The sequence below is a fragment of the Mesoplasma tabanidae genome (genome assembly GCF_002804025.1).
Lineage (GTDB): Bacteria > Bacillota_I > Bacilli_A > Mycoplasmatales > Mycoplasmataceae > Mesoplasma > Mesoplasma tabanidae.
This window is the reverse complement of record NZ_CP024969.1, coordinates 65,418-89,684: the sequence shown is the minus strand read 5'-3', so window position 1 is coordinate 89,684 and position 24,267 is coordinate 65,418. Positions and strand designations below refer to the sequence as shown.

The window sequence follows — 24,267 nt, the reverse complement described above, 5'->3', positions numbered from 1 at the left end:
ATTCAAAAAAATCATAAGCTTATACTTATGATTAATTTTTGCTATTTTAAAACTTCAAATAATGTTTTAACTAAAACACCTTGTCCACGTCCATCAATATCAGCTGTTCCAGCAATATCAAAGTGAATAAACGGTTTTTCTTCAGCAAATTCATTTAAGAATGCTGCAGCTGTTGAACTTCCTTCGTATCCTTTAACAGCATTTGATAAATCACCTAAAACTGCTCCAGATTTAACTCTTTCTAAATGTTCTTCAAAGATTGGTAATCTTCACATTCTTTCTCTAGTTTGGAATGAAGCTGTTTCGAAAGTATTTCATAATTCATCTTGATGAGTAAATACACCAATAGCTGAACTTCCTAAAGCGATTACTAATGCTCCAGTTAAAGTTGAAGCTTCAATAATTTGGTCTACACCTTTTTCTCTAATAGCGTATGTCATTCCGTCAGCTAAAACTAATCTTCCTTCAGCATCAGTGTTATTAATTTCAACAGTTAAACCGTTCATTGAAGTTAAAACTGATTCTGGTAAAGTTGCATTTTGTCCAATTTTGTTATCAGTAAACATTGCTACTGCAACTATATTTGCTTTTGCTTTTGCTTTTGCTAATGCCATAGTTGCTGATAACATAATTGCTGCCCCTGACATATCAAATTTCATTCCTTGCATTGATGCTGAAGGTTTCAAGTTATATCCCCCAGAATCAAAACAAATCCCTTTTCCAACTAATCCAGTTTTAGGTTTAGTAGAATCTCCACAATACTCCATTACAACAATTCTTGGTTCATGCGCTGATCCAGCATTAACACCTAAGAATAATCCCATTCCAAGTTTTTCAGCTTCTTTTCTACCTAAAACAGTAACTTTTAATCCTTCAATTTTTTCTGCATCTTTTGATATTTTCTCTGCATAATATTCACTAGTTCCAATATTTGGAGGTGTATCTTGTAAATCTCTAGCATAGTTAACAAATTCTGTTTTAATAACTGCAGCAGATTCTAATTCAGAAAAATCTTTTGATGTTTCAATGTTAAACTCAGTTTTAGTTGGTTTTGAATCTTTTTTGTATGAAATAACATCATGTGATCAAAAAGAAAGTGTTTCATAAACTGTATTAAAAACTAAATCTTTGTTTTCTTCTCCCAATTGATTAATAAATGAATCTAAATCAACATTCAAGTTATTTTTGTAGTTTGCTAAAGCTGATTTTATTCCTGCTTTAATTTGTTTTACTCTACATCCTTTTTGCTTAATAACTAAATAAATTGTTTTATCTTCTGAAATAAATGTAACTGCTCCCGCACTGTCTTTGATAAATTCATTAGTTTTATTGTCACCAACTGCAACTAATTTAATATCGTGATTTTGTTTGTTTAATGTAATCATAAATATATACCATCTTTCTATTTAAAAAAATTATAGCACTTAATGAGTTAAACAATAAGTGGTTAATAAAAGAAAAAGTGGAATTCCACTTTATTTCAAGAATTCAAATAATGTTTTAATTAAAACACCCTGTCCTTTATTATCTTTATCAGCTGTACCAGCAATATCTAAATGTAAGAAAGGTTTATTTTCAGCAAATTCATTTAAGAATGCTGCAGCATATGAGCAGTCTTCATATCTTACTTTACATGCATTCGTTAGATCTGCTAAAGGAGCTGCATCTTTTTTTACTTGTTTTAAATGTTCTTTAAAAATAGGTAATCTTCAAAATCTTTCTCCTGATTTTTCAGAAGCTTTATTTAAATCTTTTATCATTTCTTCTGAATGAGAAAATGCTCCTGTTGCATTATGCCCTAAAGCAAATAAAACTGTTCCTGTTAAAGTTGAAGCATCAATAATTTGATCTACTTTTTTTTCTTTAACAACATAACTAATACCATCAGCTAAAACTAATCTTCCTTCAGCATCAGTGTCAAAAATTAATACCTTTTTACCGCTCATTGATTCGATAACTGAATCAGGTAAAGTTGCATTTTGTCCAATTTTATTATCAGTGAACATACCAACTGCAACAATATTAGCTTTTGCGTTTGCTTTTGCTAATGCCATAGTTGCAGATAAGATAACAGCAGCTCCTGACATATCGAATTTCATTCCTTCCATATAGTTTGAAGGTTTTAAATTATATCCACCAGAATCAAAGCAAATACCTTTACCAACTAATCCAGTTTTAGGCTTGGAATCATCTGTGCAATATTCCATCACTACAATTCTAGGTTCATGAGCTGATCCGGCATTAACACCTAAGAATAATCCCATGTTTAACTTAGTTGCTTCTTTTCTACCTAAAACAGTAACTTTCAATCCTTTGATTCCTTTTGCATCATTAAATAATTTTTCAGCATAGTATTCACTAGTTCCAATATTTGGAGGCGTGTCTTGTAAGTCTCTAGCATAGTTAATATACTCACAAACAATTTTCAATTCAGTTATTAGATTTTCAAAATCACCTTTAAAAAATAAATTATAATTTATTTCTTTTTCACTTTTTTCAATTGATAAACCTTTATGAGTTTCAAAAGAAATTGTTTCATAAATAGTTTTAATAATATCTTCTTTTTTTGTATTTTTACAAATAGATTCAAATGAATCAACATCAACATCAATATCAAATTCGTAATTTAAAATAACCGACTTAATACCATTTTTTATTTGTTCAATAAATCCTTCCTCATCATTTTTAATAACTAAATAAATAGTTTTATCTTCAGAAATTAAAGTTGGTGTTCCTACTTTGTCTTTTATAAGTTTATTTTTCGAGTTATCTTTAACTCCAATCAATTTAATAGACCTTTTAGTCTCGTTTATTTTTATCATAATTCTCCTTATTTAATCACATCTTTTGGATTTTGTCTTTTTGTATATATTTTTATTGAGCTTAATATTAAGAATATAAAAGTTGTAGTTAAAATCACACCATACAATATATAAGAATAACTTAACACATATATCAATGAAATCCCAACAGATTGATAAACTATTGGTGATAAATAAGCAATAATATATTTATTTAATATTAAAGCAATAATTATTGCTCATGTGGCTGCCAATAAATAACCTGTAACAAGGTATTTATTAATTTCTCTTGTCTTATAACCTAATGATTTAAATAAAACTATTGTATTTTTATTTTCTAATAAAATAAGAGAAATTAAAACTAAAGAAATTGCTAGCACCATACCAACAAGCACTTGATCTAAAATTCTCATTATATTTTGAAATGGTTTAGCCTTTAGTAAAATAGCTTCTTTAATTAATCTATAATTTCATAAATCAGATGATAATGAGTTTATGTATTTTCCATTTTTAGAATTTCAAAATTCACTCGGTGATTCAATTTTATCTCAATAACTAAGTAAATCGGTTCTATTTTCATTTTCTAAGTCCGTTTTTACTGGTAATAAATTATCTTTAACAACTAAATTAGAAATTTTAGGTAAAGTTAAATATTTTAAGTTAACTGGTATGTCTTCTGTTGAAAACTGCGCATTGTTAAGAATAAAACTTTCATTATTATAAACTGAATTTGATTTCTCAATTATTTCATCAATCAATTTCATATAACTTGTTCAAGCAGGATCAAAGTCTTTTAGTGGTACTGCTCTATTTTGAATTGTTTCCTTTAAAACTTCAAAATAATCTGTTTTTTCAAAATAAATATTTTGTGTCAGTAAATCATTAGTTTTTATAGCGGCTATTGAAATAGGAATTCTAACTTCAGATATTTCATTTGTTTTTAAAGAATTAACACTCATCAGCATAGAATCTCCAACACGCATTCTATATCTATCAGCTAAGGGTTTTGCAACCTCAACTTTTAGTGCTGGTGCATCTACACCATTTTCCATTTTTACTTTAGTAATTGTAGACTTATATTCTGAAGATGAAAATAGTTCTGTTTCTGTCCCAAATGAGTCTTGCTTTTGTCTTCTACTTGCAGAAACAGACGTTGCACTTCCCCACTCATTTCCATCAGAAATATTTGAAAAAGAAACACCTGAGCTTCAATAACTTTTTTTAGACGGTATTACAACTGTTTTCCCAAATAATACATTTACAGGAAATTTACTAGTTTCATTTAATTCTAATTTATCAAGATCACTTTTCATGCTATTAACTTTATCTTTAAATAATTTATAATATTCTCAAATTAAATCTTGGTTATTTTGGTCTTTTAATCAATTAATTGCTTTTTCTTTATCAGTTTCTGAAATTGCGGTGTTAGCTAATATTTTAGGAATAACTAAATTATTAATTATTAAAGATAAACTTTCTTGATTTGGAATTGAATTTGCTAGTCAAAAAATAAAGTCGCCAGTAATTATGTAATTTGAAATATCATTTTTTTCTTTATTATAATTATTAAAACTTTGAATATCAAAAGACGTGTCAACAAGCATTTCAATAAAAGATTCAGAATTGGTTACTTTTATATATTTTTCTAATTCTTCATAACTATTTATTTGTTCAGAAGAATATTTATATTTTTTAATAACATCATTAGAATCAGTTTCTTTTTCATAAATAGATTGAAAGTCCCAATAGTTACTTTGATATTTTATAGAAATATCTGGATAAGCAAAACTGATCATTGAACTAGCTGAGTTATTAACAGAAACATTAAATTGAAAAGTGAATAAAATAACTGTAAATGCTAAGGATAAAATTATTAAGCAATAAATATTTTTTGCTATATTTGATAATGCAAAAGAGAAACCTATTCTTGTCCTGCTGGGTAACGGGGTGAGCATTTTTTTAGTATTAATAATAAATTTGGAAGGTTTTTTTGTTTCTTTAAATTTACTAATCTTTGATTTTTTACCACTTAAAACAATAAAGTTATTAAACATAAATATACTAAATATAATTGATATTATTGCAATTACATATATAACTAAATTTCACGTAAAAAGAATTGGAGGTCAAGTAAACGAATATGAACTTGAAACTGAATTAGCAAACATATTACTTATTGGAACAGAAATAAAAAGTGAAAAAATAAGTGATACAGCAATTGGTATAACAGCAGAAAAAGATGCTAACAATGTAAGAACAAAATTGTTATTTCCCATTGCTTTAAGATTATAAAAATCATCTCTTTGTAATCTTAAAAAGTTTTCACACATAAAATAAAATACAACAAAAATAATAACCAATAATCCAAATATGATTACATACATAATTTTATTTAACAAGTTAATAGTTATAAAATATGTATCATCTTTAAGAGAATCTGTTCAGATTGTATTTAGTTTATTTTGTAATAGCAGACCTTCATTATCATATTCAGCTGAAAATTGAAAATCTTCGTTCATTCTATTAATGATTTCCAAGTTTGATTTTTTTGTACTATTATATTTTTGAGTAAAAAGAATTCTTTGGTTATCTAAACGCAAATCTTTTTTATTTTCATAATTTAAACCTTTTTTACCAAACAAATTATAATAAGCTTCAGGCGAGATTACAAATCTACCTTGATTTGAATTCATTGTAGTAGTTAAAGGCGTCATTATCGTACCTTTTATTAACATTGAATATGATATATCATCAATAAATATATTTATTTTATCACCTAGTTCATAATTATTAACTTCAAGATATCTTGGATTTACATAAATAAATTTTCCTTCATAAACCATCTTTTTTTCTTCAGGACTTAAACTTTCAGTTTTAATCTCATTATAAATTTTAAAATTAGATGCTTTATTTGAATGAAATTCAGGATGTTCATTAAACTTCTCAAACGTTTCGTAATTGTCTATATAACTAGGGGCTAAGCTAGTTGTAATATAATTATTGTTATCATCTTTAATATCTCATTTAATAGGATGAGATCAAAGATCAAAATCATTTTTAAAATTATCATAAAAATAAATTAACATTAACTGACTTGAAACAAGTGGGAGATTTTTATAAAGATCTTTATTTATTTGTATACAAAAATTAATTAAATCTTTGTTGTCAATATTAATATTTTTATAACCGTTTAAAATTATATTCATTTTAGCTTCAAGTTCTTCTTGATTTAATGATTGATTTGTATTATTTTTAAACTCTTTAAGATCCCCATTGAAATATTGACCTAAAAAATCAATGTATATATTAACAATACTATTAATGTCTGATTTTAGATCGTTTTTAGTTTCTTCTTGAATATTGTTTATTATATATTCTTTTAATTTTCCATTCTTATCATAAACTGCTCTTTTTTCTAAAGGCTTTATACCATCATATTTTTCACTAACAACACCATTATTTAAATAAATTTGACCAGCATATCTAGTCGCATGAGCATCGCTAATGTTAAGTCTTGAGTAACTTATAAATGATAAGATACCTATGACTACTCCTAATATAATTGTTAAAAAGATTATGAAAACAAAGTAAAGAATACTTTTGTTCTTATAATCTTTTCATGATTGCTTAAGAATTAATCGAAGTTTCATTTTGACTCCTTCTAAAAATATTTATTAAAGATAAATGTTTGTTAATATACACGCAGCTAATGCAACTACAAAAAATATAATCCCTAGTGACATCATTCATGTTGATAATGTTTTGTCCAATCCACGTTCTTTTGAGTTTGAGAATAATTCATCGTTCCCACCATTTAATGCACTTAAACCACTTTGAGAATTTTTATTTTGAAATATACCAATTAGAATCATAATGATTGAAGCAATCATAGCTACAATTTCTATTACTAAAATAATTATTTGTGCTGTTGTTGAACTCATGAATTAATCTCCTTTTTGTTTTTATTATATTTAATAATACTACATTTTATATTCCAATACTATAAAACCCACTATTTAGAGTGGGTTTTTAATAGTTCTTCTGGTTCAATTTCTAATCCTTCAACTATTTTTTGAAAAACTTTAATTGTGATATTCCTTTGACCTCTTTCAAAATCAGAAATATAATTTTTTGAAATACCACATCTAAATCCAAGCTCTTCTTGACTTAGTTTTTTTCTTAGTCTAATTTTTTTTAAATTTAATGCCACTATCAAAAGAAGCTCATTTTCGCTTTCATATTTTTTCATTTTCCTTCCGCCTTTTTCCTATCTTAATTAAACATTAAAAAAGCAGTTTTGTCCAATACTAATTTTTAAATTCTAAACTTAATTTTTCGATTATCTTAAATAAGTTACTTACTCCTGATTTTGTTATTTCATATCCATTTTCATTCATTAATTCTGTAAGCTCAGCGTAGGATGCATTTGGATTTTGAATTCTAAGATCACAAAGGTATGCTGCTTTTTCAGAAAGTCGTTTAGTTGCTAAATTGGCTTGAATTTTACTTATTTGATCAATTTGTTTCAAACCCGCTGATAACGTCTTCTTTTCATTAGAAATATCAATGTTGTTTACTCTATTTACATTATTAGAAACGTCTCTCATAATTCTTTCATTTTCAAAGTTCATAACAGCTTGATACGCATCAATAAACTTTAAAAAATCTGAAACCATAATTGCTTTTTTTATATAGCAAATAAATAACTTTTCATTTCTTTTTAATGTTTTAAAATCAAAGCCATACTTATTCATTAATTCTATAATATACAAACTTGACTCTTCTTCTTTAAATTGTAATTCAAGATGATAATTAGTGGTTTCAGGAGAATTAACGGATCCAACTGCAACAAATACACCTGCCATATAAGCACGCTTTAACTTTGTTAATTCTTCCTTATTCTTTTGTTGTTTTAAAGGTTTAAACTCAATAATTTTAATATCATTTAGATCCCAAATATTTAAAGATTTTAAAAATTCAGATATTTTACCTATTAATGTTATTTGAAATGTTTTATTTTGTTTTAAAGTTTGTGTTTGAGAAACTGAAATTTCAATATGCCCATCAAACATTTTTTTACAAAGACCAAAAATACTTCTAGCTATCTTATTGCTAATTGATGTTAATTTTAATTTTTCGCTCCCTGAACCTCAAATAAAATCTCCGTTATATTTAATAAAACCTGATAAAAAAGCTTTTCCTAGGTCATCATCAAAAATATGTGAAATTACTTCTTCTTTAACTGTTAATGCAAACGACATAATTTCACTCCCTCCTTAATAATTAATTTAATGAAAAATATTCTTTTTCGTATAAATAACCATTTTTTCTAAATAAAATTGGTAATCAATATTGCGATGCAATCATTCCTATTAGACCTATAAAAGCTGATATTAATATTAAAGATAATGATAGAGGTTTATCATACATAACAAATAAATGATCATCAGGTCGACTCAGTTCTAAGAAAAATCTTACAAAATTTCAAGCAAAGAAATAAGCAAAACATTCAACTCCAGCTTTTGTTGATATAAAATCATTTAATTTATTTGCTTTATTAATTTCTTTTGGCTTTAAGTATTTACTTCTATTAAATTCTAAGCTTTTTAAATATTCTTGTTTTGCATCTTCATCAATGTTTCTAAAATATGCTAAATTTCAAATATCTCTTGCTGATTGAATTTCATCAGTTGATTTTTTTCAAGGCATGAATCATTGTTTAATAGAAAATGATAGACTGTAGTTATATTTATTTGTCTCAACTTTTCAAGGTTTTTTGCTTATTCATTTAGTTATATTAGGAATAATGAAAGTTATTATTACTCAAGCTGCTAGCAAACTTAAAGATTCGTAAAGAAAAATTGGTGATAGTTGAACTAAATCGCCTTTTTCAAAATGAACCCCATTAGAAAGAAAACCATCGGTTTTTGCTTCAACCATTAAATTTCTAGAAATTCAATTTGGTAAAAATTTATAATGAGATTGAACTGCACCTCAATTAACATCATTTATTGTTCCTCACTTATCAGGAGCATCCGCATAAGCAACTACACCAACTGGTGCACCCATAACTTCATGATTAAAGAAATTTCCTCATCTACCGATTGCTTGTCCTAAAAGAATGTTTGGCACTATAGCATCAGCATAAACTAACATAGATGTTTTTGATCTTTTACCAACAAAATAAAAAAGAATAACTCCAGCTAGCAATCCACCATACACACCACCATGAATTGCCATGCCTGCATTTCAAAAAGCAAAAAGTCCTCAAAAACCAACACCATTAGCATTAACTCCTGGTGCATCGGCATTTAATTTACCAAAAAAACTTGCTCCCATAAGTGAAATAGGTATACAAATTGCTATACCTATAGAAAGTTCAGTTACATTTAAATTTTTTTTTCAAAATTTATACAAGGTAAATAATATCGCTACAATCATACCAAGCGTCATAGCCATTGGATATATTGCTATTCCTCCATATGATGAATCAATTCCGCCTCAATGTATCGGCTCAGAAAAACTATCTCCTTGAGTTCAATTAACATTTTTGGTAGCTCAGAAAACTGAAAAAAGAACTATAACAACAATAAAAAGCGATGCCCATAATCCTATTGAAATTCATTTTAATTTATCATGTTTAAAATTAAAGTGAATTTTATTAATTTTAAATTCTTTTAGTTTCATATAGTTCTTACCTTTCTTTTAAATTAAATTATAATTCTTGTACATAGTTAACAGCCATTTGACCTGCTAATGCTCCATCTCCTGCAGCAATAGCAATTTGTCTTAATGGCACTTCTCTAACATCTCCAGCAATAAATAAACCCTTAATATTTGATTTCAATTTAGCATCACCTTTTAAATAACCTTCGCTTTTATTTAAATTAAGATTTTCTAAGAATTGAGTTACTGGTGTTGCTCCTATATAAGGGAATAAACCCGTTACAGGCACTGTTTTGATTTCTTTTGAAACAAGATTTTCAATTTCAACTGATTCTACTTTATCAGTTCCATTTACTTTTTTTACTATAGAATTCATTACAAATTCAACATTATCAAGTTGTTCTAATTTAGATAAAGTAACTGCGTCTACTCTAAAGTGGTCTTTTCTTACAACAACATATAACTTGCTTACAAACTTACTTAAATAAATTCCTTCTTCAACTGCTGAATAACCACCACCTACAATTGCAACTGGATTTCCTTTATGGAAAGCACCATCACAAACTGCACAATAACTAACACCTTTTCCATATAGTTGATCTTCACCAGGTATACCTAATTTATTTTCTAATGTTCCTGTTGCTACAATTACACTTAAAGATTCAATTGTTTGACCATTTCTGGTAGTTACTATAAAAGTTTCTTTGTGTTTTACAATTTCAATAACTTCATCATAGACAAATTCAGCACCAAGGTTAATTACTTGCATATACATTTTTAAAGCTAAGTCTGGGCCTTTAATGCTATCAAAACCAGGATAATTCTCAATTGTATCAGTTTTAACCATTTTTCCACCAGGTGCTTCTTTTTCTAAAATCATAGTTTTCATTCCAGCTCTTGCTGCATAAACTCCAGCAGTTAATCCAGCAGGGCCTCCACCAATAATTAAAATATCTTTTAAGTTTTCATTAGTATGTTTTTTCATACAACCACCCAATTTCCCTTCATTTATATGGAACTATAAATTGCACCATAACAATTATAAAAATTCCTGTAAATATTATTAAACTTAAGACTATAAAGTTTGCAATAGCATGATTAGGAATCATATATTCTGTTGCTTGTCTTTGAGTTTCTAATATTGTTCTAAGTATACCATAACCTAGTATATAACAACCAGCAGATACACCAGATCTTGGTACTATAAATCCATTAGGATTATTGGCTTTTTCAAGTTCTCTTCCATATGGATTAATACCTAAATGTCTTTGACCAAATGTAAATTTATTATTAAACTCGATTTGTTTTTCTTTAACTCTTTGTTTTTCTAAGGCCACATTATTTTTATATTCAATAATTAATTGTTTTTGTAAGTTTTGCTTTGTAAACTTGTATTTTTTATTAAATTCAGATTTCATTTTTTCTAATTTTATTTTTAACTGTTTTTTATCATTTTGATATTTTAAAGTTGCGGTGTACAAATCGTTTTTCCATTCTTCAATTTGAGTATACATTTTTTTGTTAGCTTCATAGTCAGGTTCAACTCAATAATAAGCTTTATTTCAAACACTCTTTAAACTCATTGTCAGTTCAAAAGTTTCACCAGTTTCATTTACTATTTTAACTCTTTTATATTTAACCGGTGCTAATGTGTATCAATCTTTTAATTGACTTTCAGAAATTGATTTAAATTTTGAATTTCATAAGCAAGGATAAGCTTCTGGTGTAATTACTCAAGGATTATTTTTTTTGTTTGCATATCTGTTAATATTTCTAACACCAAATGTTATTAACAATCATAAAACAATATTACCTAATCCTTCAATTAAAAATAATGGAGATCTATATTGTATTTGACTATTCATAATATCAGTTAATGACTGTCCATTGTAGTTAAAATTATCTGTATAAGCTGTATTTAACACACCATTAGAATCAAAAATTCTTACTCATCAAGTTGGGTCAGAATACAAACTTTTTCCGTCTAAAACATTTGTAAAGTTGATTAACGGTGGAAAATAAAATAATCTATTTCTAATAAAACTAGGCATTCATGAAATGCTTTCATAACTAACAGGATTACCTAATATTTCTTGATTGTACAAATTTCCTCATCTACCTAATGCATGACCTAAAAGTATATTAACCAATATCAAATCTAAGTATACTCACATTGAAATTTGAGTTGTTTTACTTCTTTTATAAAACCAACCAAATCCTGCCGCTGATCCTAATGCTAGTGCGCCAAAAAAGGACATACCTGGTTGTCAAAAGAAAAATACTTTATAAAAGTTTGTTCAACTTTGATAATTATTTAAAAATATTTTCCCAAAAAAAGTACCACCGATTATTCCAATAGGCACTATAATAACAATTCCTATTTCCAATTCTCTCAAAGGAATTTTTCTTTTATTCATTTGAATTACTGTTACTAATATGACTAAACATATTCCTAAAAACATAAATACAGGATAAGCCGGAACAAGACCAAAAAGAAGACGCATGTCTTCAGGTGTTTTATTTGAATGATTTATTCATTTATAAAAATCTTGGTATTGATTTCACATGTTTCCTCTATTCTGCTAATTCACTATTTCTTTTTGCTAATAATTCAATAATATCTTGTGCATCTGAACTTTCATTAACTTTTAATTGCCCAACTGCTGCTTCAATAATATTAGCCAAGTTTCGACCAGCACTAACTGGGACTCTTAAGTACGGAATTTTTAAACCTAAAAAATCTTTTTGAGTTCATTCATTTCCTAATCTATCAGTATTATCTATCCCACCTTCTTGGAATTTAAATAATTCAATACCCATATGTATTTTTGTTTCGGGCATAATTAATTGTTGACCTTGTACTTTGGAAATATCAATAATTCCAATTCCTCTTACTTCAATTAAATTTTGTAAAAGCGCATGTGACTTACCAAATAATTCGCTATTTCTGTTTGAAATAACAATTCTATCATCACCAACAAATAAGTGGTTCTTTTTCATTAACTCTAAAGATACCTCTGATTTACCAATTCCTGATTGTCCAAAAATAAGTACACCTTTACCATAAATATTCATTAATGTAGAATGAACTTCAATTGTTGGAGCAAAATATAAATCATAAATATCCAATATTTTTTGAGTTAATTCACTTGTTGAAGGGTAATTAATTTTTAACAATGGAAAATCTAATTCTTTTGCCACTTTTGATAATCTTTCATCAGTAAATTTTTGTGTAATTATTATAGCTGGTGAACCCATTTTAATTAAGCTTTTATACTTATCACTAGCTTCGCTATCTGAGAATTGCGACATATAATTGTTTTCCTTTGAAGACATTAAAATAGCACGTTTATGCTTTTTATCTTCCTTTTCATTAAAATATCCTGTTAACTCTAAACCTGCACGATTTAAACCATAAACAGTTATTTCGCTATTGATGTGATCAGCACCAGAAATAATTTCAAAATCAAATTTATTAACAAGTTCTTTTATGGTTAATTTACTCATTATTTTAACTCCTTATTTTATTATTATAATTTTACTATAATTGTTAGTTAAAAAAAGAATAGTAAGAATAATATATAAAAAGTGCAAATTATTTTTTTGCACTTTTTGATATTTTAAATTTTAATTGACCATGTCTTAAAAATCACGGTCTAGATGGTTGTTGTATTTCACTTTTCAATAATAAACTTGATATTTTTAAACAAGCATATAAGCTTGGTATAAAAATTAACAACTCGATAGGCAAAATAATAATTTTTTTAATGTAATTAATTGTTGCTAAGCTTCCTAGTCCACTAGCAACTAAGCAAATTGGAGTTATTAAAAAACTAGTAATAGTCAAGCTAAAAATTAAGAAAAAAATCATTTTTATAAATCAAAAATTATTTTTTTTAAATATAAAAACTAGTGCTCCACAAAAACCTATAAATATTTTAGACAACATAAACCCAAAATGAAATGTTCCTGTAATATTAATCATCGATCCAACTAAGTCAGAACAAAATCCAGCCATTATTCCACCTAGTGGACCAAAAACCATTCCTGCAAAGAAAATCATAAAATTACCTATCATGATTCTAAAACCAAAAACCATTGAGTACCCGATTACATTAGTTAGTATTATACTTAGTGAAACTATTAATCCTAATAAAGTTATATTTTTAACTGTGAATTTTTTAGCATGCATTTTATCGATAAACATACCTATGAAAAATAAAGATAAGATTAGCAATATTGCAATTATGTTAGTTACCCAAAAAAGCATGCTATCACTCCCTTTTTATTTTTTTATTAAATATTTGTACACTAAAGGTACAAAATATAAACTACCACAGATTATTAAATTTTTATCCGAAAGTTCTATAAACTCTTTTCATTCTTTTACTTTATTTGAATGTTTAATCAAACTTGTATCTCATGCTTTATGAAAATCAAAAGTTGTTATGTTTACATTCTCAAAATTTTCATCTAATAACTCTAATATTTTATTATGTTCTTTGCCCTCAATTGCACCATATAAAATTGTTCAATTTTCTTTGTTTTCTATGCTTGAAATAAGTGCTCTTATCCCATCAACATTATGAGCTCCATCAATAATTATTTTTTTATTATTATATTCTAGTTCAGTAAATCTACCCTTTAGTGTATTTAATTCTAGACATGAAAAATCTTCAACACCTAGATATTCAAGAACTGTTTTAACAACTCCTTTATTTCCTTTTTGATATTCTATTTTAGCATTTTCATACTTCTCTGAATAAATAATTTTTACATTATTCATTATTGAATCTTTAATAATTGATTTGTACTTTTCATTATCAGCACTAACAAACAAAAAAGTATTATCTTTTGCTATATTAACTTTTTGATAAATAATATCTGCAATATTATTACCTAATATTTCAGTATGATCAAATGAAACTGAAGTTAGTATTGTTGCTATCTGATTAGAGAATAAATTTGTTGAATCTTTGATTCCACCTATACCAGCTTCAATAACAGCAATATCAACATTTCTATCATTAAAATACATAATTGCTATTAAAGTTCATATTTCAAAAAAAGTAAGATTATATTTTTTTATAAAATTATTTGCTTTTAAAATATATTTTTTTAAATCTTCATCACTAATTGGTTCATTATTAATTTGAATTCTTTCATTGTGATATAAGAATGCTGGAGAAATAAACAAACCAACTTTTTCATATTTTGTTTTTAATCCATTAGACAAAAAGAAAGAAGTACTTCCTTTGCCATTTGTCCCAACCACATTAATGACTGGTATGTTTTTTTCAATATTGTTTAATGCTTTTAAAACTTTATCTAAATTATATTCATTTTGAAATCTTTGTTGTATAGGTATCAAAAATTTATCTACTGAAATCATTATATAAATATTCCTTTAAATAAGCACCTGTGTATGATCCTTTTGTGTCAGCAACTTGCTCAGGTGTCCCAGCAGCCACAATTAGACCACCACCAATTCCACCTTCTGGTCCTAAATCAATAACATGATCAGCAACTTTAATAAAATCTAAATTATGTTCAATTGCTACAACTGTATTTCCCAAATCTACTAGTTTATTTAAAACATGAACTAACCTTTTTACATCATCAATGTGTAGACCAGTTGTTGGTTCGTCTAATAAGAACATTGTTTTTCCTGTTTGTTTTTTTAATAAGTAAGTTGATAGTTTAATCCTTTGAGCTTCACCACCAGATAATGTTGTTGCTGATTGTCCTAGTCTAATATAACCTAAACCAACTTCTAAAATAGTGTCTAGTTTATCTTTAATACTAGGTATATTTTCAAAGAAAGTAGCTGCTGTTTCAACAGTCATATTTAAAACATCAGCAATTGTTTTTTCTTTAAACTTAACTTGTAAAGTTTCATCATTATATCTTTTACCTTCACAAATTTCACAAACAACTTCAACACTTGGCATAAATTGCATTGAAATAGTTATAACACCATCTCCATAACAGTGTTCACATCTACCACCAGGTACATTAAATGAGAATCTACCTTTTTTATAACCTCTAATTTTAGCTTCTGGTAAGTTTGTAAATAAGTCCCTAATATCATCGAAAACTCCAGTATAAGTTGCTGGATTTGATCTTGGTGTTTTACCAATAGGTTCTTGAGAAATGAAAATAACTTTATCTATATTTTCTAATCCATTCATTTTACTAAATTTACCAGTAACAATAGTTTCTCTTGAAAGGTTTTTTCTTATTCCTTTGTAAATAATATCTTCTAACAACGTAGACTTACCACTACCACTAACTCCAGTAATTGCAATAAATTTATTTAAAGGAATTGACACATTAACATTTTTAAGGTTATTTTCTCTAGCACCTACAATATCAATTTTTTGGCCATTTCCACTTCTTCGTTTTTTAGGGACTGGGATTGTTTCTTTTCCAGATAAATACCTACCTGTTATTGTGTCTGATTTTAGTATTTCATCATACGTTCCACTAAAAGTAATTTGTCCTCCATGTTCTCCTGCTTGAGGACCAACATCAACAATTCAGTCAGCTGTTTTCATTGTGTCTTCATCATGCTCAACAACAATTAATGTATTACCTAAATCACGTAAATGCTTCAAAGTTTTAATTAATTTATCATTATCTCTTTGATGCAATCCAATTGATGGTTCATCAAGCACATACAAAATACCTGTAAGTTGACTACCAATTTGTTTAGCCAGTCTAATTCTTTGAGCTTCACCACCAGATAATGTTGTTGCTGTTCTTGCTAAGTCTAAATAACCTAAACCAACTTCATTTAAGAAACTAATTCTATTTGTTATTTCAGTTAAAACTAAATTTGCAATTTGAGCTTGTGTTTGTGTTAACTCAACATTTAAAATAAATTCTAATTCATCTTGAATACTCATTTTTGTAAAATCAAAAATATTTTTATCAGCAATTTTAATTGATAAAGCTGTAGGGTTTAATCTTGCTCCATCACATGATTGACAAACACTTGAAGACATAAACTTTGTATACCATTTTCTGATTTCTTCAGATTTTGTTTCAAAGTATCTTCTTTGTATTAAATCAGCAACACCTTCAATAAAATCATATGAATCATATCTTCTTCCACTGCTACTTAATAATTTAATTTCAATTTGTTCAGCACTACCTCTAAGTATTGCTTTAACTTGTTTATCAGTTAATTGTTCAATTGGTAAATTCATATCAATATAATAATAGTCGCAAAGAATTTTGAATTTTTGCCACTCAAGGTTGTCTGTATTTAAGAAATTTTTAAAATATACAACTCCTCCTTGATTAATTGACAAAGTTTTATCAGGAATAATCAGTTCTGGATCAGACACTAATCTAACACCCAAACCATCACAATCACCGCAAGCTCCTAAAGGCGCATTAAATGAAAATAATCTTGGTTCTAATTCTGGTATATTAAATCCGCAAATATTACATGAATAAGAATTTGAAAATAAATTGTCTTCTTTGTTTTCAGTTTCAGGATACTTAATTTTAACTAAACTATTTGAGTATTGCAAAGCTATCTCAATCGCTGAAAACAATCTTGAATGAACTTCATCATCGTTGTGATAAATTAAACGATCAACAACAATGTCAATATTATGTCTTTGATTTTTATCTAGTAATATTTCTTCTTCCAACATTTTAATTTCACCATTAATTAAAACTCTAATAAAACCTTCAGCTAATAATTTTGTTAATAAATCTTTATGTGTTCCTTTTTTATCTCTAGCTACTGGTGATAAAACATAAACTTGCTCATTTTCATCAGTTGTATTTTTAATGTTATTAATTATTTCTTTAATTGTTGCAGCATGAATTTGACCATGTCCATTAACACAGTATGGTGTACCAACTCTTGCGTATAATAATCTTAAATAATCATAAATTTCTGTTACAGTTCCAACAGTTGATCTTGGGTTATGAGATGTAGTTTTTTGGTCAATTGAAATCGCAGGGCTTAGTCCTTCTATTGAATCAACATCAGGTTTTTCATTACCCCCCAAAAATTGTCTTGCATAAGCTGAAAGCGATTCTATATATCTTCTTCGTCCTTCAGCATAAATTGTCGCAAATGCTAATGATGATTTACCACTACCACTTAAACCTGTAAAAACAACTAACTTATTTTTTGGTATTTCTAAATCAACATTTTTTAAATTATTTTCTCTAGCACCTTTAATTAGTATTTTATTTTCCATTATTTTACCTCACTCTTTTTAGATTCTAATTCAATAATTGTATCTCTTAAAACTGCAGCTTTTTCAAAATCTAAATCTTTTGCTGCTTGAATCATTTCAGCTCTAATGTCATCAATTGTTTTTTGATACGCCTGTTTCTTACCTTTTGCTGTTTTTTGTTTTTTAATATTATCAAGTTCTTTTTTAGTTGCTTCACTTAATGTTGATTGATTAATTTTCTTTGTTATTGTAACAGGAATTATATTATGTTTTTTATTATATGTCTGTTGAATTTCACGTCTACGATTTGTTTCATCCATAGCTTCTTGCATAGATGTTGAAATAGTATCAGCATAAAAAATAACTTTACCATTTGCATTTCTAGCTGCTCTTCCTGCTGTTTGAATAAGAGATTTTGTATTTCTTAAAAATCCTTGTTTATCTGCATCTAAAACACAAACTAAACTTACTTCAGGCAAGTCTAATCCTTCACGTAATAAGTTAACACCAACAACAGCATCATAAACACCACGTCTAAGATCGTTTAAAATTTCACTTCTTTCAAGTGTTTTTAATTCTGAATGTAAATAAGCAACTTTAATATTTCTTTCTTGTAAATAGTTTGTTAAATCTTCACTCATTCTAATTGTTAGTGTTGTTATAAAAACTTTCTCATTTGCTTTTCTTCGCTCATGAATTTGTTCAATTATATCTTCAATCTGTCCTTCAGTTTTTTTAACCTCAATGATTGGATCTAATAAACCTGTTGGTCTAATAATTTGTTCAACAACTTCATGATTTACAAGATCTAATTCATAATCTCCAGGAGTTGCAGAAGTATATATAACTTGTTTAAGTTTTCCAGTAAACTCTTCAAAATTTAATGGTCTATTATCTAAAGCTGATGGCAATCTAAAACCATATTCAACAAGAGTTTGTTTTCTACTTCTATCTGTATTGTACATACCTCTGACTTGAGAAACCATTATGTGTGACTCGTCAATAATAGTTAAAAAATCATCTTTAAAATAATCTAGCAATGAATATGGTGTTTCCCCTGGCGCTCTAAAATCTAAGTGTGCTGAATAATTTTCAATTCCACTACAAAATCCAAATTCTTCCAAGCTTTCTAAATCATATCTTGTTCTTTGGTCAAGTCTTTCAGCTTCTAGTAATTTACCTTCATCTTTTAGTTCATTAAGTCTTACGGCTAATTCTTCTCTAATATTTAAGCATGCTTGCTTTAATTTGTCTTCAGGTGTTACATATGCTTGTGCAGGATAAATTGTTACTGTTGATATCCTTTCAATCAATGCACCTGTAACTACGTTTAACATATCAATCATTTCAATATGGTCATCAAATAAAGAAAAACGGTACATTGCAGATAATGATCAACCTGGCACAACTTTTATAACATCACCTTTTACACTAAATGTCCCTGGTGAATTTTCTATATCGTTTCTTGTGTAACCTGTTTTAACTAAATATGTTAGCAACTCTCTTTTTGAAAACTTTTGTCCAGTTTTCAGTTCAAAAAAACTTGATGCATATTGAACAGGATCTTGTGATGGATAAATAGCAGCAACAGAAGCTACAACGATTGTATCGTTTGAAATTGATAAAGCATTCATAGCGCTCATTCTTAACATATCAAGTTCCATATTAATTCTTGCATCTTTATTAATATATAAATCAGTTGCTGGTTTATAAGCTTCTGGTTGGAAAAAATCGAAATTTGAAACAAAATATTCAACCCTATTATTTGGGAAAAATTCCATTAACTCATAGTAAAGTTGCATAGCTAAAGTTTTATTGTGAGCTAATACTAAAGTTGGTTTGTTAATTTCTTTAATTATATTAGCCATTGTAAAAGTTTTACCTGTTCCAGTCGCTCCTAAAAGAACTTGATGTTTTTTATTTTCTTTTAATCCTTTTAATAAACTTTCAATAGCTTTTGGTTGGTCACCATCAGGTTTAAAATTACTTTTTAATTCAAATTTCTTATCACTTATATATTTCATTTTTGTACCCTCCATAGTTATTTAATGACTAAAACACTAGAGTTTTCTCTAGTGTTTAGTTCTAACCAATTCTTGTTTTGGCAATCTCTCCACCATCATTGTCATCATCGATAACTGATTTCAAAGAGCTTGCATCTTTTTTAATTAATTCGATTTGTTCATGCAATGCTAAAATTACATCTTTAGCAATATTAAGAAGATTTTTTTCTTCATCATTAGTACATGATTTTATTTTATCTTCATATTTAGAAATAATCTCTTCTCTTGAAACTATTCCAACATTTTCGATTTCTAACATATTTAGCATTTGATCAATTTCATCTTTTCCAAGATCTACAGTTTTGTTTCCTGAGTTTTCTCTGCGTTTTTGAATTTCAATAACTAAGCCTAACATAATATCTCTTTGAATTGATAATTTTTTAATATCATTTTGATTATTTGCTTTGCCAATTAATTCATCAAATTTTGCATTTATATCTTTATTGTTTATATTTGCTTTTGATAAACCCGTTGTTGCTAAAATATCATCGATTATTTCATCTGTAATTTCAATTTTTTGAGATTCAACAATTTGTTCTGGATCCCTTAAAATAATTTTTGAAAGTATATCAACTACTTCAGAAGCAATGTATACTTTTGTTTTATTAAATAATTCTGTTGCTTGTTCAACATAAACAGCTAAAGGATTGTTTTGAGCATACTGTTGTAAATAAATTCCTGCTTTTAGTTTTGAAGCAATGTCTATGTGTCTTGTTCAGTATTTATCAAAAGAAGTTAAAACATTTTTTCTTTCCATTTGAAGTACTACATCATCAGGTATATCTATAACCCTTGCTTTATAAAACTCCAACATAGCTTCTGCAAGTTGAACAGCTAAATTCATTTTTTCCTTGTTATAGAAATCTTTAGCTACAAATCTTTTATGTGCAACAAGTTTTCCATCAATGGCTTTCAATAATTTTTCAGCATTTAAAGTTTTCTCTCCATGAACAAGTTCTGAGTTTTCTTCTATTAGTTCATATGCAACTGTTATTTGGAACTTTTTAATAACTACTTTTAGATTTTCAGCTGCTAAAATAGAATCACGTTGTGCATACATGGCTTCACGTTGTTGAGCCAAAATATTATCATAATCTAAAACATTTTTACGCTGATCAAAGTTTAGACCTTCAAGCTTTTTCTGAGCATTAGTTACAGCTCTTGTAAAAAATTTAGATTTAATATGTTCATCACCTAAACTTAAAAAGCTTTTTCTAGCTCTTGGAGATGCAAAACGAATCATTAAATCATCTTCCATAGAAATATAGAATCTTGACATACCAGGGTCTCCCTGACGACCACTTCTTCCTCTTAGCTGATTATCAATACGTCTAGCTTCATTTCGCTCAACACCAAATACAACTAACCCACCAAGTTCTTTAACTTCATTACTTAGTTTAATATCAGTTCCACGACCAGCCATATTAGTTGCTAATGTAATTGCATGTTTTTGACCAGCTTGAGAAACAATGTCTGCTTCTCTATCGTGATTTTTAGCATTAATCATTTCAAAATGTAATCCGGCTTTTTCAAGATATCTAGCAATTTGTTCAGATGATTCAACACTTGTTGTACCAACAAGAATAGGATTCCCAATTTCATTGACTGTTTTAATATCTGCTATTAATTTTTTTAAAGCAGCATGTTTTGTACCAAAAGTGAAATCTGGTTCATCTTTTCTAATAACTGGTCTATTAGTTGGACAAACAACAACTCTAGTATTATAAATTTTAATAAACTCTTCTTCTTCTGTTTTTGCAGTACCTGTCATACCTGAAAGTTTAGCATATAAACGATAAAAGTTTTGATAAGTAATAGTTGCTAATGTTGTTGTTTCTTCTTCAATTTCAACTTTTTCTTTTGCTTGAATAGCTTGTTGTAAACCATCAGAGTACGCACGCCCTTTTAAGATACGACCAGTAAACTGATCAATAAGTTCAACTTCTCCAGATGCAACTGTGTATTCAACACCTTCTTTAAAAGTAAAGTGGGCTTTTAGAGCATTTAAAATTAAGTGAAAAATTTCAGTATTTTCCAGTGCAAAAAGATTATCTAATGAAAAGAAATCTTTTGCCTTTTTCATACCTGTTTCTGTTAAATAAACTTGTTTTGTTTCTAAATCAATATCAATATCTTCTTTTTCATTAATTTTTTGAGCAAATTCATCAGCTGCTTTATATAAATTAATTCTTGATGAACTTCCTCCTGAAATAATTAAAGGCGTTCTAGCTTCATCAATTAAAACAGAGTCAGCCTCATCAATAATAGCAAAATTCAACTCTCTTTGAACCTTGTGATCTTTATCAATAACCATGTTATCTCTTAAATAATCAAAACCTAATTCTGCATTTGTTGTATATGTAATATCTGCATGATATGCTTCTCTTTTTAAGTGTTTAGGCATTCTAGTTCCGTTTAGTCCAACTGTAATTCCTAAAAAATCAAAAACTTGACCATTAATTTCAGAGTCACGTCTTGATAAGTATTCATTAACTGTGACAATATGAACTCCTTTACCAGTTAAACTATTTAAATAAGCAGGAAAAAGCCCTGTAAGTGTTTTACCTTCTCCCGTTCTCATTTCAGCAATGTCCCCAAAATGTAAAATAATTGCCCCAACCAATTGGACCTTATATGCATTTAAGCCCAAAACACGGTTTGCTGCTTCTCTAGCTAAAGCATATGCTTCAATAATCAAATCATCAACATCTTGACCACTTGCTATTCTATCTTTAAATTCTTGAGTTTTGATTGCAAAATCTTCATTTGCAAGTTTTTTCATTTCTGGTTCTAATGAAAGGATTTCATTTGCATATTTTCCATACATACGAAGTAAACTTTTATCTGATGCCATTTTGCCTCCTACTAAATATTATTTTTTAACTTTAATTATTATAATGATTATAATCTATTTAGTAAAGGAGAAAAGTACTTTGAAAACAATAAAAACTAAAAAGGTTTATTCAGAAATTACAGAAATTAAAAAATCAAAATTTATTTGTACTGTTTTTCAAGTAAATTCTAAAGATGAATTAGATCAATTTTTAAATGACTTTTCACCAAAAGATGCAAGACATAACTGCTATGCTTACAAAATTGGCTCAAAAACAATTTTTGGTGGTTATAGTGATGATGGTGAACCTAAAGGAACAGCAGGTAAGCCCATATTCAATGTAATAGAAAAAAATAACCTGACAAATATTTGCATATTAGTTACAAGATATTTTGGCGGAATTAAACTAGGTGCAGGGCCATTAACAAGAGCTTACACTTCTAGTGCAGCGAATATTTTAAAAATTGTTGAGCTTGAAGAAATTAATGAAATTAACAAATTAACAATAACTTTCAAAATAAATAATATAAAAGAAATTGAAATTTTTTTAGCTAAAAATAATATTGAAATTCTTAACAAAAATTTTAAAGAAACAACATGTATTTTTGAACTAAATACATTTGAGAAAAATATTCTTGAAATTAAGCATTTACTTAATTAACTATATTTTTGTTTAGTTTGCTTAGTATGATATAATCTCTTTGTAAGGATTTAGATAAAATGAATACATTAAATGAAAAACGCACGATATTAATTATCGACGGATATCATTTGCTACATAAGGGTTACTATGGAACTCTTAAGAGAAAAAAATTAGCAACTAATAGAGATGGTGTTCCAATCAATGCGATTTACACATTCGTTGCAAAAATTAATCAACTAGTAAAGAAAAATAACTACTATAGCATCATTGTTACTTTAGACATGGATGAGGGTTGTTGACGTCGAGAATTATATCCAGAATATAAAGCAAAAAGAAAAGAAACTCCTGAAGATTTGGTTCCACAAAAACAAATAATTAGAGAATTTTTAACTGCGGCAAATATACCATGATATGAAATGCCAAGATATGAAGCTGATGATATAATTGGAACAATTAATAGAATAGCTATAAAGTTAGATTATGATGTTCACATATTGTCAAATGATAAAGACATTTTTCAACTTGTTGGTGAAAGAACTACTGTTATTACAAATAGCAGCAAAGACGATGAACATATTTTAATTGACGATGAAAAGGTTTTTGAAAAGTTTGGATGTCATCCAAATCAAGTTGCTGACATTAAAGCACTAATGGGGGACCCAAGTGATAACATTAAAGGTGCAAGATACTTGCACTATGCACAAGCTATTGAACTATTAAGCAAATATGGAGATATAAATAATATTTTTAAACACATTGACGAAATTAATAAAAATGTTGCTAAAAGGCTTAATGAAAGTAAAGAATTAATCTTAACAAATAAAAGAATTACAACTATTCAAGATAGGTTGCCTATTGGAAGAATTAATTTAAAACCAATAAGAGTTGACTGATATGGTTTAAGTAAATTTTTAAAAAAACATAAAATGTGAGCATATGTTGCTGATGTTGAAAAAATGGCTGCTGAAGCAAGAACAAAAAATTTAAGGGTAAATTCAACAAACGAAAAACGAATTTTAAAACAAAAATAAAGCTAACAAATCTTTAAGAATAAATG

Annotated in this window: 17 protein-coding genes; 2 read left to right on the top strand and 15 right to left on the bottom strand. The window is 27.5% G+C overall.

Features of this window, described 5'->3' with window-relative positions:
- Positions 1-41 precede the first annotated feature (41 nt).
- From MTABA_RS00360 to secA, 15 genes are all read right to left on the bottom strand, one after another.
- Positions 42-1,385, bottom strand: coding sequence for a M17 family metallopeptidase (locus MTABA_RS00360; RefSeq protein ID WP_100679245.1), 1,344 nt, complete (start codon positions 1,383-1,385; stop codon positions 42-44).
- Positions 1,386-1,475: 90 nt separating this feature from the next.
- Complete coding sequence (locus MTABA_RS00355) at positions 1,476-2,822, bottom strand: M17 family metallopeptidase (protein WP_100679244.1); 1,347 nt, start codon at positions 2,820-2,822, stop codon at positions 1,476-1,478.
- A gap of 8 nt (positions 2,823-2,830) precedes the next feature.
- Positions 2,831-6,451, bottom strand: a complete 3,621-nt coding sequence (locus MTABA_RS00350) for an ABC transporter permease (RefSeq protein ID WP_100679243.1) — start codon at positions 6,449-6,451, stop codon at positions 2,831-2,833.
- 24 nt (positions 6,452-6,475) lie between these two features.
- Positions 6,476-6,742, bottom strand: coding sequence for a preprotein translocase subunit SecG (secG, locus tag MTABA_RS00345; RefSeq protein WP_100679242.1), 267 nt, complete (start codon positions 6,740-6,742; stop codon positions 6,476-6,478).
- 71 nt (positions 6,743-6,813) lie between these two features.
- Positions 6,814-7,050 carry a helix-turn-helix domain-containing protein gene (locus tag MTABA_RS00340; RefSeq protein WP_100679241.1) on the bottom strand — a complete coding sequence of 79 codons (237 nt, stop codon included), beginning with the start codon at positions 7,048-7,050 and terminating at the stop codon, positions 6,814-6,816.
- Between the two features lie 58 nt (positions 7,051-7,108).
- A complete protein-coding gene (gene whiA, locus MTABA_RS00335; protein WP_100679240.1) occupies positions 7,109-8,062 on the bottom strand; it encodes a DNA-binding protein WhiA in 954 nt (317 codons plus the stop codon).
- Between the two features lie 22 nt (positions 8,063-8,084).
- Positions 8,085-9,488, bottom strand: a complete 1,404-nt coding sequence (locus MTABA_RS00330; protein WP_100679239.1) for a prolipoprotein diacylglyceryl transferase family protein — start codon at positions 9,486-9,488, stop codon at positions 8,085-8,087.
- 28 nt (positions 9,489-9,516) lie between these two features.
- Positions 9,517-10,452, bottom strand: coding sequence for a thioredoxin-disulfide reductase (trxB, locus tag MTABA_RS00325; protein WP_100679238.1), 936 nt, complete (start codon positions 10,450-10,452; stop codon positions 9,517-9,519).
- The gene (locus MTABA_RS00320; RefSeq protein WP_100679237.1) at positions 10,436-12,034 is read right to left on the bottom strand and encodes a prolipoprotein diacylglyceryl transferase family protein; all 1,599 of its coding nucleotides are present in this window, start codon (positions 12,032-12,034) and stop codon (positions 10,436-10,438) included. The genes trxB and MTABA_RS00320 overlap by 17 nt, the downstream gene beginning before the upstream one ends.
- Positions 12,035-12,041: 7 nt before the next feature.
- A complete protein-coding gene (gene hprK / locus MTABA_RS00315) occupies positions 12,042-12,974 on the bottom strand; it encodes an HPr(Ser) kinase/phosphatase (RefSeq protein ID WP_100679236.1) in 933 nt (310 codons plus the stop codon).
- A gap of 88 nt (positions 12,975-13,062) precedes the next feature.
- On the bottom strand, positions 13,063-13,737 hold the full coding sequence (locus MTABA_RS00310; protein WP_100679235.1) for a folate family ECF transporter S component: 675 nt from the start codon (positions 13,735-13,737) through the stop codon (positions 13,063-13,065).
- 15 nt (positions 13,738-13,752) lie between these two features.
- On the bottom strand, positions 13,753-14,859 hold the full coding sequence (locus MTABA_RS00305; protein WP_100679234.1) for a bifunctional folylpolyglutamate synthase/dihydrofolate synthase: 1,107 nt from the start codon (positions 14,857-14,859) through the stop codon (positions 13,753-13,755).
- Positions 14,843-17,692, bottom strand: coding sequence for an excinuclease ABC subunit UvrA (gene uvrA, locus MTABA_RS00300; protein ID WP_100679233.1), 2,850 nt, complete (start codon positions 17,690-17,692; stop codon positions 14,843-14,845). Before uvrA ends, MTABA_RS00305 begins: the two co-directional genes overlap by 17 nt.
- Positions 17,692-19,695 carry an excinuclease ABC subunit UvrB gene (gene uvrB / locus MTABA_RS00295; protein WP_100679232.1) on the bottom strand — a complete coding sequence of 668 codons (2,004 nt, stop codon included), beginning with the start codon at positions 19,693-19,695 and terminating at the stop codon, positions 17,692-17,694. The genes uvrA and uvrB overlap by 1 nt, the downstream gene beginning before the upstream one ends.
- Before the next feature lie 61 nt (positions 19,696-19,756).
- Positions 19,757-22,588, bottom strand: a complete 2,832-nt coding sequence (secA, locus tag MTABA_RS00290; protein ID WP_100679231.1) for a preprotein translocase subunit SecA — start codon at positions 22,586-22,588, stop codon at positions 19,757-19,759.
- Positions 22,589-22,667: 79 nt separating this feature from the next.
- Between secA and MTABA_RS00285 the strand changes: the two genes are divergently transcribed.
- Together MTABA_RS00285 and MTABA_RS00280 are read left to right on the top strand one after the other, a co-directional pair.
- Positions 22,668-23,228: an IMPACT family protein gene (locus MTABA_RS00285; protein WP_167373310.1), complete on the top strand. Its 561-nt coding sequence runs from the start codon at positions 22,668-22,670 to the stop codon at positions 23,226-23,228.
- A gap of 59 nt (positions 23,229-23,287) precedes the next feature.
- Positions 23,288-24,241, top strand: a complete 954-nt coding sequence (locus MTABA_RS00280; RefSeq protein ID WP_100679230.1) for a 5'-3' exonuclease — start codon at positions 23,288-23,290, stop codon at positions 24,239-24,241.
- The last annotated feature ends 26 nt before the right edge of the window (positions 24,242-24,267 follow it).